At 60.0% G+C, this 14,900-nt stretch carries 15 protein-coding genes; 11 read left to right on the plus strand and 4 right to left on the minus strand.

Annotated elements, in window-relative coordinates:
• Nucleotides 1–7 precede the first annotated feature (7 nt).
• The 6 genes from tgt (at nucleotide 8) to motB (ending at nucleotide 6,635) form a co-directional block, all read left to right on the plus strand.
• Nucleotides 8–1,132, plus strand: a complete 1,125-nt coding sequence (gene tgt / locus EKH79_RS16470) for a tRNA guanosine(34) transglycosylase Tgt (protein WP_126674903.1) — start codon at nucleotides 8–10, stop codon at nucleotides 1,130–1,132.
• A 162-nt stretch (nucleotides 1,133–1,294) separates the two neighbouring features.
• Complete coding sequence (yajC, locus tag EKH79_RS16475; RefSeq protein WP_126674904.1) at nucleotides 1,295–1,624, plus strand: preprotein translocase subunit YajC; 330 nt, start codon at nucleotides 1,295–1,297, stop codon at nucleotides 1,622–1,624.
• Nucleotides 1,625–1,703: 79 nt separating this feature from the next.
• Complete coding sequence (secD, locus tag EKH79_RS16480; RefSeq protein ID WP_126674905.1) at nucleotides 1,704–3,599, plus strand: protein translocase subunit SecD; 1,896 nt, start codon at nucleotides 1,704–1,706, stop codon at nucleotides 3,597–3,599.
• A 12-nt stretch (nucleotides 3,600–3,611) separates the two neighbouring features.
• Nucleotides 3,612–4,577, plus strand: a complete 966-nt coding sequence (secF, locus tag EKH79_RS16485) for a protein translocase subunit SecF (protein WP_126674906.1) — start codon at nucleotides 3,612–3,614, stop codon at nucleotides 4,575–4,577.
• Nucleotides 4,578–4,800: 223 nt separating this feature from the next.
• Nucleotides 4,801–5,670: a flagellar motor stator protein MotA gene (gene motA, locus EKH79_RS16490; protein WP_126674907.1), complete on the plus strand. Its 870-nt coding sequence runs from the start codon at nucleotides 4,801–4,803 to the stop codon at nucleotides 5,668–5,670.
• Nucleotides 5,667–6,635, plus strand: a complete 969-nt coding sequence (gene motB / locus EKH79_RS16495) for a flagellar motor protein MotB (protein ID WP_126674908.1) — start codon at nucleotides 5,667–5,669, stop codon at nucleotides 6,633–6,635. The genes motA and motB overlap by 4 nt, the downstream gene beginning before the upstream one ends.
• Before the next feature lie 11 nt (nucleotides 6,636–6,646).
• Here motB and murU read toward each other — a convergent pair whose 3' ends face one another.
• The 4 genes from murU to EKH79_RS16515 all read right to left on the minus strand — a co-directional run bounded on the left by murU (nucleotide 6,647) and on the right by EKH79_RS16515 (nucleotide 10,106).
• Nucleotides 6,647–7,345, minus strand: a complete 699-nt coding sequence (gene murU, locus EKH79_RS16500; RefSeq protein ID WP_126674909.1) for an N-acetylmuramate alpha-1-phosphate uridylyltransferase MurU — start codon at nucleotides 7,343–7,345, stop codon at nucleotides 6,647–6,649.
• Nucleotides 7,342–8,355, minus strand: a complete 1,014-nt coding sequence (locus EKH79_RS16505) for an aminoglycoside phosphotransferase family protein (RefSeq protein WP_126674910.1) — start codon at nucleotides 8,353–8,355, stop codon at nucleotides 7,342–7,344. The genes murU and EKH79_RS16505 overlap by 4 nt, the downstream gene beginning before the upstream one ends.
• A 70-nt stretch (nucleotides 8,356–8,425) precedes the next feature.
• Nucleotides 8,426–9,742 (minus strand): ammonium transporter, encoded by a 1,317-nt coding sequence (locus EKH79_RS16510; RefSeq protein WP_126674911.1) that lies wholly within the window; start codon nucleotides 9,740–9,742, stop codon nucleotides 8,426–8,428.
• Between the two features lie 25 nt (nucleotides 9,743–9,767).
• Nucleotides 9,768–10,106, minus strand: coding sequence for a P-II family nitrogen regulator (locus EKH79_RS16515; RefSeq protein WP_126674912.1), 339 nt, complete (start codon nucleotides 10,104–10,106; stop codon nucleotides 9,768–9,770).
• Between the two features lie 253 nt (nucleotides 10,107–10,359).
• On the opposite strand from EKH79_RS16515, the gene EKH79_RS16520 reads away from it, so the two are divergent.
• From EKH79_RS16520 to sufD, 5 genes are read left to right on the plus strand one after another with little or no spacing between them, the layout of a single operon-like run.
• Nucleotides 10,360–10,821 carry an SUF system Fe-S cluster assembly regulator gene (locus EKH79_RS16520; protein ID WP_126674913.1) on the plus strand — a complete coding sequence of 154 codons (462 nt, stop codon included), beginning with the start codon at nucleotides 10,360–10,362 and terminating at the stop codon, nucleotides 10,819–10,821.
• The gene (gene sufB, locus EKH79_RS16525) at nucleotides 10,818–12,284 is read left to right on the plus strand and encodes a Fe-S cluster assembly protein SufB (protein WP_126674914.1); all 1,467 of its coding nucleotides are present in this window, start codon (nucleotides 10,818–10,820) and stop codon (nucleotides 12,282–12,284) included. The genes EKH79_RS16520 and sufB overlap by 4 nt, the downstream gene beginning before the upstream one ends.
• Complete coding sequence (locus tag EKH79_RS16530) at nucleotides 12,281–12,754, plus strand: lysozyme inhibitor LprI family protein (RefSeq protein ID WP_199754357.1); 474 nt, start codon at nucleotides 12,281–12,283, stop codon at nucleotides 12,752–12,754. The genes sufB and EKH79_RS16530 overlap by 4 nt, the downstream gene beginning before the upstream one ends.
• Nucleotides 12,755–12,806: 52 nt before the next feature.
• Nucleotides 12,807–13,580 (plus strand): Fe-S cluster assembly ATPase SufC, encoded by a 774-nt coding sequence (gene sufC / locus EKH79_RS16535; protein WP_126674915.1) that lies wholly within the window; start codon nucleotides 12,807–12,809, stop codon nucleotides 13,578–13,580.
• Nucleotides 13,577–14,890: a Fe-S cluster assembly protein SufD gene (gene sufD / locus EKH79_RS16540; RefSeq protein ID WP_126674916.1), complete on the plus strand. Its 1,314-nt coding sequence runs from the start codon at nucleotides 13,577–13,579 to the stop codon at nucleotides 14,888–14,890. The genes sufC and sufD overlap by 4 nt, the downstream gene beginning before the upstream one ends.
• Nucleotides 14,891–14,900: the final 10 nt, after the last annotated feature.

Here is a 14,900-nt window from a genome sequence, read left to right on the forward strand (position 1 = left end):
TAGGCAAATGACTGCCATGCATTTCGATCTTCTAGCCACCGATGGCGCCGCGCGCCGCGGGCGTCTTACCTTTGACCGCGGAACCGTGGAAACGCCCGCTTTCATGCCTGTGGGCACCTACGGCTCAGTGAAGGCCATGACCCCGCGCGATCTGGTCGACGTGGGGGCTGAGATCATTCTCGGCAACACGTTTCATCTGTTTTTGCGACCGGGCCTGGAGATCGTCGGCGAGTTCGGTGGCCTGCATCGTTTTATTGGCTGGAAGGCGCCGATCCTCACCGACTCCGGCGGTTTTCAGGTGTTCTCGCTGGCGCACAAGCGCAAGATCACCGAACAGGGCGTGACGTTCGCGTCGCCTGTCGACGGTTCCAAGGTGTTCCTGTCGCCGGAAGAATCGATGCGAATCCAGACGGTGCTGGATTCGGACGTCGCGATGATCTTCGACGAGTGCACGCCGTATCCGGCGACTGAAAAAGTCGCGGCCGAATCGATGGAGTTGAGTCTGCGCTGGGCGGAGCGTTCGCGTCGCGCATTCGACGATCTGCACAATCCCAACGCCTTGTTCGGCATCGTGCAGGGCAGCGTGTATGAAAACCTGCGCCGTCGTTCTGCGGAAGGTCTGGTGCAGATTGGATTCGATGGCTACGCGGTGGGTGGCCTGGCGGTGGGCGAACCCGAGGCCGAACGCAATCACACGCTGGATTTCACGTTGCCGTTGTTGCCGCAAGATCGTCCGCGTTACCTGATGGGTGTGGGGCGTCCCGAAGACATTGTCGAGGCAGTGCGCCGCGGCGTCGACATGTTCGATTGCGTGATGCCCACACGTAACGCGCGCAATGGATTTCTCTTCACATCCGAAGGCACGCTACGCATCCGCAACGCGAAGTTCGCCGCCGACACGCGGGTGATCGAGGAAGGGTGTGCGTGCTACGCCTGCAGTCAGGGCTTCAGCCGTGCCTACCTTCGCCATCTGGACCGCTGCAACGAGATCCTCGGCAGCCAGCTGGCCACCATCCACAACCTGCATCACTACCAGCGTCTGATGGCCGGCCTGCGCGAAGCCATCGCGGCCAGCAAGCTGGACGATTTCGTGACGGAGTTCTACGCCCGGCGCCGGGGCGACACCGCCTAGGCCGTTGTGCGCTTGCAACAGCCGGCCCCGGCCCCAATCAAGCGGCTGGGAGGGGAAGGCCTGCCCGTGTGCAGAGCACTGGGGCGCATGGCATAATCCAAGGTCTTTTATTGGGCACGCAGCGAAAACTCCTGCTGCGGCCATAACTTGCGGAACGGGCTAATGAATTTTCCGACGACTTTTGTGCTGGCACAGGCGGCACCGGGCGGTGCGCAAAATGGCACCTTCATGCTGATCCTGTTGATCGTCATGTTCGGTTTTATGTATTTCACGATGATCCGGCCGCAGTCGAAGCGGCAGAAGGAGCATCGCGACCTGATCGCGGGCCTGTCCAAGGGCGACGAAGTGGTCACCAACGGCGGTATTGCGGGCCGCATCGACGAGGTGGGCGAGAACTTCGTGACCGTTGAGATCGCGCCGAACGTCAAGATCAAGGTTCAGAGAAGCGCTGTCCAACAAGTGTTGCCGAAGGGCACGTTGAAGTCGTCTTGAGCGCTCCGCTCGCCGGATCGGTTTTCCTATTAATTCACGCTACCGCGGCCGGGCGCCGCGGCTTTTATGGATGCAAGGCATGAGTGATTTTCCACGCTGGAGATACTACCTGGTCGCCGTCGTACTGGTGCTGGGCATCCTTTATGCGCTACCGAATCTGTACAAGCCGCTGCAAGCGGTACAGGTCTCGGCCGCGCAAAGCGGTGCCACGCTCGATCCGACGGTGCAGCAGAAAATCACCTCGGCGCTGCAGGCCGCCAAGATTCCTTACGTCGATGAAAGTCTGAAGCACGACACCAATCGCGGTGATTACGTGCTGATCGGCTTCGACAACGGCGACTTGCAGAAGAGCGCGGCCGACGCACTGAAGACCGCACTGGGCGACAATTACACCATCGCGTTCAACCTCGAATCGACCGTGCCGGGCTGGCTCAGGGCGATCGGCGGCCGTCCGATGCCGCTGGGTCTGGACTTGCAGGGTGGTGTGCGCTTCCTGATGGCAGTCGATCAGGACGATGTCATCGACAAGCAGGAAAATCGTTATACGCAGGACATCACGGCGCTGCTCAAGGACAAGAAGATTCAATTTGTCTCGGTGTCGCGCAATGCGGTGCGCGGCCAGGGCGTGATCGTTGTGCTGGGCTCCGCGGCGGATCGCTCCGCTGCCAGCGATGCCATTGCCAACGAGTACACCGATCTTGCTGTGACGGACGGCACCAATACCGGCGATCGCTATGTTCTCAATGCGGTGATCAAGCCGGACAAGCTGCGCGATCTGCAAACCAACGCTATTCGTCAGAACCTGGCCACGCTAGGCAATCGCATCAATGCGCTGGGCGTGTCCGAGCCGGTTATCCAGGCGCAGGGCCAAGACCATATTTCGGTCGAGCTCGCCGGTGTGCAGGATCCGGCCGAAGCAAAGAAAGTCATTGGCGCTACGGCGACGCTGGAATACGTCGCGGGCCTTGGCGATGTGCGCGATCCCGCCGTGCAAGATGCGGCGAAGACAGGCAACGTCCCGCCGGATGCACACTTGTACTACGGTCCGGAAGGGCAGCCCTATTTGGTCAGCAAGAACATCATCGCCAGCGGTGATGAGCTGGTCGATGCGTCTTCAGGCACGGATTCGCAGTCGGGTACGCCAAGCGTAAATGTCACGCTGAATTCGGCTGCCGCCGCGAAGATGCTGGATTTCACCAGCAATAACGTCGGCAAGCCGATGGCCGTGGTGTACGTGGAGACCACCACCGACACCAAGATCGTCGATGGCAAGGAAGTACGTACGCCAAAGACCACCTATAAGGTCATCAACTACGCCACCATCCAGGGCGTCTTCAGCAACCACTTCCAGACCACGGGCCTCGGAACCGCGAAGGCCGCGTCCGACCTTGCGTTGATGCTCAAGGGCGGTTCGCTCGCAGCGCGCATGGATATCGTGCAGGAAGGCGTGATCGGCCCGAGCCTCGGTCAGGACAACATCGACAAGGGTCTGAAGGCCGTGTTGCTGGGTCTGGGCCTTGTGCTGCTCGCCGCTGCGATCTACTACAAGCTCTTTGGCCTGGTCGCCGACGTCGCGCTGTTCTTCAACCTGGTGATCCTGGTTGCGGTGATGTCGCTGATCGGTGTGACGCTGACGATGCCCGGCATCGCCGGTATCGTGCTGACGCTGGGTATGGCGATCGACGCGAACGTGCTGATCTGCGAACGCGTGCGTGAAGAATTGCGCAATGGTTCCACGCCGCTGGCGGCTATCCGCGCCGGCTACGAAAAAGCCTGGGCGACGATTCTCGACGCCAACGTTACCCACCTTATCGCCGCGCTGGCACTGACCACGATGGGCTCGGGCCCGATCAAGGGCTTCGGTGTCACGCTGCTCATCGGTATTCTGACCTCGATGTTCACCTCGGTCACGGTCACTCACGCGATCACCGCACTGATTCACGGCGGCCGCAAGCTCAAGACGCTGTCGGTGTAATCGGGGAACGACATGGAAATTTTCAATCACAACAGCAATATCCACTTCCTCCGAATCCGCAAGTTCAGCGTCGGCATCGCGATTCTTTTGATGGTCGCATCCATCGCGCTGCTTGCCACGCGCAGCCTGAATTACGGTCTGGATTTCACGGGCGGTGTGCGCATCGGCGTCACCTACGACAAGCCGGTGTCGACGGAAGATGTGCGTTCGGCACTAACCGCCGGTGGCATCGACAATGCCGTGGTGCAGAGTGTCGGCGGCACGCGTGAGGTGGACATCCGCTTTCAGCCCAAGGACGACAAGAAATACGCTGGCCCGGAAGGTAAGGCGCCCAACCTGGATCTGATTGCCAGCGACGTCGCCAAGGCCCTGCAGGTGTCGCGTCCCGACGCAAAGATCGGTAGCCGCGACTACGTCGGCCCGCAGGTCGGTGAGCAGCTGCGCAGCGACGGTGTCACCGCCGCGATCTTCGTGATCATCGGCATCGGCATTTACTTGTGGATTCGTTTCGAACGCCGCTTCGCCATCGCCGCACTCGCCACGGAAGTGCACGACGTGCTGGTGACGCTGGGCGTGATCTCGCTGGTGCAGCGCGAGTTCGACCTGACTGTGCTTGCCTCGGTACTGGCCGTGATCGGTTATTCGATCAACGACAAGGTGGTGGTATTCGACCGTATTCGCGAACTGTTCCGTTCGTCGCGCAAGGCCGATCCGGAAGAGATTCTCAACCGCTCGATCAACAGCACGCTGTCGCGAACCATCATCACGTCGCTGTTCACGGGCATCGCGATGGCTGCGTTGTTCTTCTTCGGCGGCCCGACCGTGCACGGTTTTGCGATCACCATGCTGATCGGCATTCTGGTCGGTACGCTCTCGTCGATCTTCGTCGCCAGCCCGATCCTGCTGTGGCTGGGCGTGTCGAAGAAGGATCTGATGCCGGTGACCAAAGAGAATCCGGAATTGGCGCGCCGCCCCTAAGCGATTTGTGACATACGCGTTTCTCAACGGCCCGGTTATCCGGGCCGTTCGCGTTTTAATGTGTGCAACATCACATTCCCGCAATAAGTGACCTCACGCGTCACATTCGTATGAAAAGACGGCGCGTGTGACGCGTTGATACGTATGAATTTTTCTTGCTTAACTTCGAGGGCCAGCGGTCGATAAGCATGAGTAGGACTATGGCGTCCTGGATGGAGTCCCCATGCTTGTTCTAGTCGGTTCATTGGTGGTGATCTCGTGCGTACTGGGCGGTTATCTGCTCTCGCACGGGCACATCCTCGCGCTTTGGCAACCCTACGAACTGATGATCATCGGTGGTGGGTCGCTCGGCGCATTCCTGTCCGCCAATCCACCCAAGATCGTGAAAGAAGCGCTGAGTGGCATGGCGGGCCTCATCAAAGGTCCCAAGTATCGCAAGCAGGATTACGTCGACTTGCTCGCGTTGCTGTACGACATCTTCAGTCTCATGCGCAAATCGGGTTTGCTTGCGCTGGAACCGCATATCGAAGATCCGCAAACGAGTTCTGTGTTCGCAGCGTACCCGCGGCTCATCAAGGAACATCACCTGATCGAATTCATCACCGACTGCTTGCGTCTGATTGTCGGCGGCAACATGAATCCGCATGAGCTGGAGCAGTTGCTGGAAGTGGAACTGGAAACGCATCACCAGGAAGCCGAAGCACCCGCAGCGGCGGTGATGAAGATGGCGGATGCGCTTCCCGGTTTCGGCATTGTTGCGGCCGTGCTTGGTATCGTTACCACTATGTCGCAGCTCGGTGGCGACACGTCGCAGATTGGCGAACACATTGCGGGCGCATTGGTCGGCACCTTTCTTGGCATTCTGCTTTGCTATGGCTTCGTGGGTCCGCTCGCGGCCGCGATGGAAAGCCGGGTGCATGAAGACGGCAGGGCGTTCGAATGCGTGAAGGTGGCACTGCTATCTTCGCTGCGTGGTTACAACCCCAAGGTGTCGGTCGAATTTGCACGCAAGACCTTATCGGCACACATGAGGCCGAACTTCCAGGACTTTGAAGAACACCTCAAGGGAGCGCGAGCCGGAGCCCCGGCATGAGCGAGGAGGGCGGCGAACAGTTAATCATCGTGCGCCGCGCACGGCGCAAGAAGCACGGCCATCATGGTGGTGCGTGGAAAGTCGCGTACGCCGACTTCGTGACCGCGATGATGGCGTTCTTTCTTGTGATGTGGCTGATCGGCGTGGGCACGCGAGAGCAGCGTGCTGCGATTTCCGAATACTTCAAGAATCCGAGCATGGTCCAAGGCAATGCCACGGTCGCGCCGCCAGGCAAGATGGGGCCGGGCGGAGCGAGCGACAGCGCCATCAAACTGGGTGGTGCGATGGATATGGCGCACGGTCCCGGCAAAGATCGTCGCGCCGCGCAGAAGGCCGAAGTGCCGAAGGACGTGGAGAAGCTCGCGCGCGACAAGGAAAAGCAGCGGCTGGAAGATCTGATGGAGCAACTGCACGCCGCGATTGATAAAAGTCAGGCGCTGGAGCCGTTCAAGGATCAGCTATTGCTCGATATTACGCCGGAAGGTCTTCGCATCCAGATCGTGGATAAGCAGAACCGCCCGATGTTCGACACCGGCAGCGCGACGTTGAAGCCTTACACCACGGCCATTCTTCACGAGCTGGCGACCTTTATCGATGAAGCACCCAACAAGATAAGCATCACCGGGCATACGGACGACGCGCAGTACATCGGAGATCAGGGCTATAGCAACTGGGAGCTTTCTGCCGATCGCGCAAACGCGGCGCGTCGCGCGTTGCTGAGCGGCGGTCTGGTTTCCGACAAAATTGCGCGTGTGGTGGGACTTGCCGCATCCGTGCCTTTCGACAAAGGCGATCCGAGCGATCCGATCAATCGCCGCATCAGCATCATCATGATGACCAAGCAGGCGCAGGACGCGGCGCTGTCGCAGGAAGAAGGCGAAACAATGGTGACGCCGCCAACTCCCGCTGTACCGCCCGTCAACGCTGCGATGCATGCAACACCGGTTGCGCCCAGTGCGCCCTGAGCAGACTGCAATCAGGTCGCTGTGTTGAGTGCTGCAAGCCGTTCGGGTGTGCCGACGTCTGTCCAGGCCCCCCGATAGTGCGTACCTGTGATCGCGCCTTGATCGATCGCCGAACGCAACAGCGGTGCCAGTTTGAAGCGCGGTGGTTTGGCGCTTGCGTCGGGGTTATCGCCGATCACGCCGCGCCAGTTGTCCAATAGTTCGCGGCGATACACACCTATTCCGCTGAACGTCAGTCGTGCTTCGCCGTCGTTGTGAACGACGCCCTGTTGATCGAGCGCGAAGTCACCTTTCGGATGGTGGCCTGGATTGTCGACCAGCAGCAGGTGCGCGAGGCCGCGCGGTTCGACAGGTAATTGGGCGAGGTCGGCGTCGGTCCAGATGTCGCCATTGATGGCGATAAATGGTTCCGGGCCCAACAGTGGTAACGCATTCAACATGCCGCCGCCGGTTTCCAGCGGAACAGGTCCTTCATACGCATAGCGAATACGCAAACCCCAGCGAGAACCATCGCCAAGCACTTCCGAAAATTGATCGGCCAAGTGCGAGGTGTTGATCACGACGTAGTGCACGTCGACAGCCGCCAGTTTTTCCAGATGCCACACAATCAGCGGCTTGCCACGAACGTCAAGCAATGGCTTGGGCGTGCGATCTGTCAGCGGGCGCATGCGTTCGCCGAGTCCTGCGGCAAAGATCAGGGCGTGCCTCATGCGTTTGCCACCTGCGTCAGATCGCGGTTTTGCACATGGCGTTCAAGCAATGCGACGAAGTCCGACAATTCGGGATAGCTTCGGGCGACAGAAACAACGTAGTGATACACGCGCGGAACATCGGACAGATAACCCGGTTTGCCATCGCGATACCACAGCCGATAAAACTGGCCAAGCACGCGGATATGGCGGTGTAATCCCGTCAGGTCGAACCAACGCTGAAACTGAGCGCGATCGACGTCGGCTGCAAGCGCATTCGCATCTCTCAAACGCAATCGATACGACTCCACCCAGTTCTCTACGCGCTCACGCTTCCACGCGATATATCCGTCGCGCAGCAGTGAGGCGAGATCGTAAGTCATCGGTCCGGCGAGCGCACCCTGAAAATCGATGACGCCCGGATTGTTGTGATCGACGATCAGCAGATTGCGGCTGTGAAAATCACGATGGACAAAGCAGCGAGGTTGTTCCATCGCGTTCTTGATGATGAGTGCAAACGCGTCGTTTAGAACCTTCTGCTCATGCGAATCAGGTGTGTGACCGAGATGTCGCCGGAGAAACCATTCCGGCATGATGTTCAGGCCGTTGATCAATACAGTTTCATCGAATGGCGGTAGATCGCTGTAGCGCATACGCGTTTGCATATGGAGCAGCGCATCCATTGCATCGCAATAGAGTGCATCGGCGCTTTCGTCATTCAAGGCCGGCAGATACAAACGGCTGCCAAGGTCTTCGATCAGCAGGAAACCCTGCTCAAGATCCTTGTCGTACACCTTGGGTACGTGCAAACCAGCCGCGGCGAGCTGTTCGCCGATCTTCAACCACGGGCGCGGATCTTCCTGCGCGGGTGGCGAGTCCATCACGATCACGCTGCGGCCGTCGTGATGCGTGCGCCAATAGCTGCGGAAACTCGCGTCCGCCGAGGCCGGTTCCAGTATGAGCGAGTTGTCGTGGAGGCTGGCGCGCGTCCAGGCGAGGCGGGCGGCTGCGCGATCGGTGGCGTGGTCCATGGGGCTGTTCGCAGATAACACGCGAACAGCTTAGAGCCTGTGCGCCATCGGCGCACAGGCTGTTCTTGCCTCAGGAAAGGTTGTAGGCGCGTTCTTCGTGCTCGGCGATATCCAGGCCGACCTGTTCCTGCTCGGGACCGACGCGCAAGCCGATGGTTTTTTCGATCAATTTCAGGATCACCCAGCTCAGCACGGCACTCCAGACAATGGTGAAGCCCACGCCTTTGGCCTGTATCCACAATTGCGCCAACGGCGACGTCACGGTGCCGAATCCACCGAGCACGGGCGCGGCGAAGATGCCAGTGAGCAGGGCGCCGATGATACCCGCGATGGCGTGCACGCCGAACACATCCAGCGTGTCGTCGTAGCCAAACTTGTGCTTAAGGCGTGTTGCCGAGAAGAAGCACACCGCGCCGGCGATAAAGCCCAGGATCAACGCGCCACCGGGCCCCGCGGTTCCCGCGGCCGGAGTGACAGCGACGAGACCCGCCACAGCGCCCGACGCAATGCCCAGCACGCTGGCGCGTTTGTGCACCATCCACTCCATCGCGACCCAGCCAATCGCCGCCGCAGCCGTGGCGATCTGCGTCACCAGCATCGCCATGCCTGCGCTGCCATTGGCGGCAACCGCCGAACCCGCGTTGAATCCGAACCAGCCCAGCCACAGAAAACTGGCGCCCATTACGGTGTAGCCAAGATTGTGCGGCGGCATATGCGTATGCGGATAGCCGCGGCGTTTGCCAAGCACAAGACAGGCAACAAGACCGGCGATACCCGCGTTGATATGCACTACGGTACCGCCCGCGAAATCCAGCACGCCCAGATCGCCCAGCAACGAACCCGGACCGCTCCACACCATGTGCGCAATCGGCAGATAGACGAAGGTCAGCCATAGTCCGCTGAACCACAGCATCGCGCTGAATTTCATGCGTTCGGCGTAGGCGCCGACGATCAATACCGGCGTGATGATCGCGAACGTCAACTGGAACATGATGTACACGCTTTCCGGCACCGTCTGGTAAAGCGACGACGGTGTGAGTCCGCGCAACAGAAAACGATTCGTATCGCCAAGAATCGAATGCCAGTTCGTGACACCCGCCGTCATGCCGCCGGTGCCGAACGCAAGCGAATAGCCGTAAACCATCCACAACACAGTGACGAGCGAAGTGATCGCCATGCATTGCATCATCACCGAAAGCAGATTCTTGGCGCGCACCATGCCGCCGTAGAAAAGCGCGGCGCCAGGAATCGTCATCATCAACACCAGCGTACCGGCGACGATCATCCATGCGGTGTCGCCACTGTTGAGCGTTGGTGCTGGTGTTGCCTGTGCGAACGCTGGTAGCGCAAAAAAGACAGCGAGTAGCGCGACGATCGCTCGCATCATGTTGCGTCGCTTTTTAATTCCCGAATCAAAGCGCATCGGCGTCGACCTCCTGCGTGCGAATGCGAATGACCTGTTCGAGATCGCTGACGAAGATTTTTCCGTCGCCCACTTTGCCGGTGCGGGCAGCTTTGGTGATCGCCTCGATCGCCAGCTCCACCTGCTCATCGCTCACGGCCAGTTCGATCTTCAACTTGGGCAGGAAATCGACCACGTATTCCGAACCGCGATAGAGCTCCGTATGCCCCCGCTGCCGGCCGAAGCCTTTGACCTCGGTAACCGTCATGCCTTGCACCCCCGCCTCGCCGAGCGCCTCGCGGACGTCGTCGAGCGTGAAGGGTTTGATGATCGCGGTGATCCACTTCATGCGTACTAGCTCCCCATCGTCCGGCTTTGTTGCGGTACAGCAGATTGCGTGCCATGCGGGGGCGTGTGATGCAAAGCGCAGTGGTAAGCCGTTTGCCCGAATGGGTGCGCGTGTCCGGCAGTACGGTGCGGTTCGTTATGGTGCGCCATCTGCTCCAGGATGGTGCAAAGCTGCAGCGGCGGCGATAGCTTCAGATTGACCCCAAAGCCGTTAATCAGTACCATTTTAGTCTGGATTAACGCGGTGCCTCCCCATGTTCCGTGTCAGCCGACTGACCGACTACGCCACCGTGGTGATGACCTGCATCGCCGCGCACCCTGATGACGTCCTCAGCACGGCGCAAATTGCCGAGGAAGCGCATCTGGAATTGCCCACGGTCAGCAAATTGCTGAAGTCGCTTGGGCATGCTGGACTGGTCGAGTCGTTCCGCGGCGTCAACGGCGGTTATCGTCTCGCGCGTCCGGCCAGCGACATCAGCGTCGCCGACATCGTCGAAGCGATGGAAGGGCCGCTCGGCATGACCGAATGCAGCATGAGCGACGGCCATTGCGAACGCGAAAAACAATGTGGCGTGCGCGGTAGCTGGCAACGCATCAACAACGTCTTGGATAACGCATTGCGCTCGATGAGCTTGGCCGACATGTTGCGCCCCGCTGCGCACGCGCCCGTCGCCACCGTCGCGCTTCCCGAATTGAAAGGCAGGACTGCACCATGACCATCGAAAACGATAGCCCCGCCGTGCTGCGCGACAACGCAGAAGTCGCCGCCGCGCTCGGCCGTCGCTACGAAGCCGGCTTCATCACCGACATCGAAACCGACAGCTTGCCGCCGGGTCTGTCGGAAGACATCGTGCGCCAGCTCTCCGCGCTCAAGGGCGAGCCGGAGTGGATGACCGAGTGGCGTCTGAAGGCCTATCGTCACTGGCTGACGATGCCCACACCGCATTGGGCGAAGCTCAATATCGCACCGATCGATTTTCAGGCGATCAGCTATTACGCCTCGCCGAAGAATCGCCCGAAGTCGCTCGATGAGGTCGATCCGAAACTGCTTGAAGCCTACGACAAGCTCGGCGTGCCGTTGCATGAGCGCGCGAAGCTCGCGGGTGTCGCGGTCGATGCCGTGTTCGACTCCGTTTCCGTCGGCACCACGTTCCGCAAAGAACTTGCCGAAGTCGGCGTGATTTTCTGTTCGATGAGCGAAGCCATCCGCGAATATCCGGAACTGGTGCAGAAGTACCTCGGGAGTGTCGTACCAACCGGCGACAACTACTTCGCTGCGCTGAACTCGGCCGTGTTCTCCGATGGCTCCTTCGTGTTCATTCCGAAGGGCGTGCGTTGCCCGATGGAACTGTCTACCTACTTTCGCATCAACGCCGGTCACACCGGCCAGTTCGAGCGCACGCTGATCATCGCGGAAGAGGGCGCTCAGGTGTCCTATCTCGAAGGCTGCACGGCGCCCATGCGTGATGAAAATCAGCTGCACGCGGCGGTGGTGGAGCTGGTGGCGCTGGAAAAAGCGAATATCAAATATTCCACGGTGCAGAACTGGTATCCGGGCGACGAAGAAGGTCGCGGCGGTATCTACAACTTCGTGACCAAGCGCGGCGATTGCCGCGGCGACGATTCGAAGATTTCCTGGACGCAGGTCGAAACGGGTTCTGCGATCACATGGAAATATCCGAGCTGCGTTTTGCGCGGCGACCGTTCAGTGGGCGAGTTCTACTCCGTCGCGCTGACGCATCATCGCCAGCAAGCCGACACCGGCACCAAGATGATCCACATCGGCAAAGGCACGAAATCCAAGATCGTGTCCAAAGGCATCAGCGCCGGCCGCAGCTCCAATAGCTACCGCGGTCTGGTGAAAGTGGAGAAGGGTGCCGATGGCGCGCGCAACTACACGCAGTGCGATTCGCTGCTGATCGGCAAGAAGTGCGGCGCGCATACCTTCCCGTACATGGAAGTGAAAAATCCGAGCGCCATCGTCGAACACGAGGCAACCACATCCAAGATTTCCGACGACCAGCTCTTCTACTGCCGCGCACGCGGTATCAGTGAAGAAGACGCGGTCTCGATGATTGTTGACGGCTTCTGCAAGCAGGTGTTCCGCGAGCTGCCGATGGAGTTCGCGGTCGAAGCGAAGAAACTCCTTGAAATCTCACTGGAAGGGGCAGTCGGATGAAACTCTCCACAAAGCTTTGCGTGGCAGTTTTTGCTGTGGCTTTCGGCGGCATCGCTACCGCCGGTACCGCGCCGGCACCCGCGGCCACAGCGGCGGCTTCGAGCGACAAGTGCATGGACAACGCTCAATCGCAGGCGGCTATGGACGAGTGCGCATCCAAAAGTCTGGCGGCCGCAGACAAAGAGCTCAATCAGGTCTACCAGCAGGTGCTCGCCAAGTACGCTTCGGACAAAGTGTTCACCGCAAAACTGCGTACGGCGCAGAAAGCGTGGGTGGCATTTCGTGATGCCGAACTGGAAGCGCGTTATCCCGCTAGCGACAAGGGTCTCCAGTACGGCAGCGTCTATCCCATGTGCGCCGACAATGAGCTCGAAGCGATGACCCGTAAACGCATCGAAGAACTGCGAGCGTGGCTGAAGGGCACCCAGGAAGGCGACGTTTGCGCCGGCTCCTATCAAAGCAACAGCTGAAACGGATTAACGAAACGTGGTGGCATCGCGTGATGCCGCAACAGGAAACAACATGCTGAAGATCGAAAACCTGCACGCCCGCGTCGAGGGCAAAGACATTCTCAAGGGACTCACGCTGACCGTGAATCCGGGCGAAGTGCACGCCATTATGGGCCCCAACGGCGCGGGCAAATCCACGCTGGGCAACGTGCTTTCCGGCCGTGACGGCTACGAAGTGACCGAAGGCTCGGTGATCTTCGAAGGCCGCGATCTGCTCACCCTGGAACCGGAAGAGCGTGCCGCGGCGGGCTTGTTTCTGGCGTTCCAGTATCCGGTCGAAATTCCAGGTGTGAACAACACCTACTTCCTGCGTGCAGCGCTGAATGCGCAGCGTAAGCAGCGCGGTGAGCCGGAACTCGATTCCATGCAGTTCCTCAAGCTCGTGCGCGAGAAGTTGAAGATCATGCAGATCTCCGACGAGCTGCTGCATCGCGCCGTGAACGAAGGTTTCTCCGGTGGTGAGAAAAAGCGTAACGAGATTTTCCAGATGGCGGTGCTTGAGCCGAAGCTGGCGATCCTCGACGAAACCGACTCGGGCCTGGATATCGATGCGCTCAAACAGGTGGCACAAGGTGTCAACGCGCTGCGCTCGCCCGATCGCGCCTTCCTTGTCATCACTCATTACCAGCGCCTGCTCGATTACATCGAGCCGGATTTTGTGCATGTCCTGTCCGATGGCCGCATCGTCGAAAGTGGCGACAAGACGCTGGCGCTGAAGCTTGAAGAACACGGCTACGCCTGGATTGCCGATCGCGATCCAGCGCTCGCTTCCGAGGCGCGTGTATGAGTCCGACGCCGGCACCGGTTCCGTTTATCGACGGCCTGCGTGACATTGACAGCGTGCGTTTGGCCGGCAGCGGGCACGCGTGGCTGGATACGGCGCGTCGTGAAAATCTCGAAGCATTCATCGCGGCGGGTTTGCCCGATACGCGTGCCGAGGCGTGGAAATACACGGCCCTGCGTGCGCTGGGTCAACGGCGGTTTACGCATGGCGATCCCGGCGCACCGACGCGCAACGTTGATCCAAAGGAACTCGTGCTTCCGGGTGTCGATGGTCCGCGGCTGGTTTTCGTCAACGGTGCTTTCCGTGCGGATCTTTCACGTCTTGAAGCGCTTCCTGCCGGTTTGACGTTGCAGCCGCTTTCAATGGTGCTGAGCAAGGACCCTGAGCCGCTGCGTTTTGCGTTGAGCCGTCACTATCGCGAAACGAGCGATGCCTTCGCACGCCTCAATGCGGCGCTGGCCGGCGATGGCGTCGTGCTGCGCGTTGCACCGGGCACACGCGTCGGCAAACCCGTGCAGCTGTGCTTTGTCGGCACACCAGCAGAAGGCGATCTTGCATGGCATCTGCGGAATGTCATTGAGCTGGGTGAGGGTGCCGAGCTCGATCTCGTCGAGCATCATGTGTCCAACATCGCACACAAGCATCTTGGCACCGTGGTCACCGATATCGTTGTGCACGACGGTGCGCGCCTCCAGCACGCGCTGCTCCAGAACGCAGCCGAAGAAAGTACCTTGATTCGTCGCGGCAGCTTGCATCTCGGCGCCAAGGCGCACGCGGCACTGCACGTGCTGGAACTCGGCGGTGCGCTGGTGCGTCACGATCTGCATGCCGAACTTCGTGGCGATGAAGCGCGTCTGGACACGCGCGGTGTATTCGTATTGCGCGGCCGTCAGCACGTCGACACGCAGCTGTCGATCCGTCATCAGGCACTCAATACCGCGTCGGAATCGACGTGGCGTGGTGTCGCCGACGAGCGCGCCCACGGCGTGTTCCGTGGCGCCATCGTCGTTGCGCAAGGGGCGGACGGCAGCGACGCGAACCTCAGCAACAAGAACCTGCTGCTTTCCGGTCTGGCGGAAATCGATACCAAGCCGGAACTCGAAATCTATGCGGACGAAGTGAAAGCCGCGCATGGCGCCACGATCGGTCAGCTCGACGAGCGCGCGCTGTTCTACCTGCGCTCGCGTGGCCTGCCATACGCCGAAGCGCGCGCGTTGCTTACGGCAGCGTTCTGCCGTTCGGTCTTCGCATCGCTGCCCAATGAATCCCTGCGCGAACACTTCTCCGAAGCGCTGCTCGCACACTTGCCGTAAATCGATCCCC

It is taken from the genome of Dyella dinghuensis (genome assembly GCF_003977615.1).
Taxonomy (GTDB): domain Bacteria; phylum Pseudomonadota; class Gammaproteobacteria; order Xanthomonadales; family Rhodanobacteraceae; genus Dyella_B; species Dyella_B dinghuensis.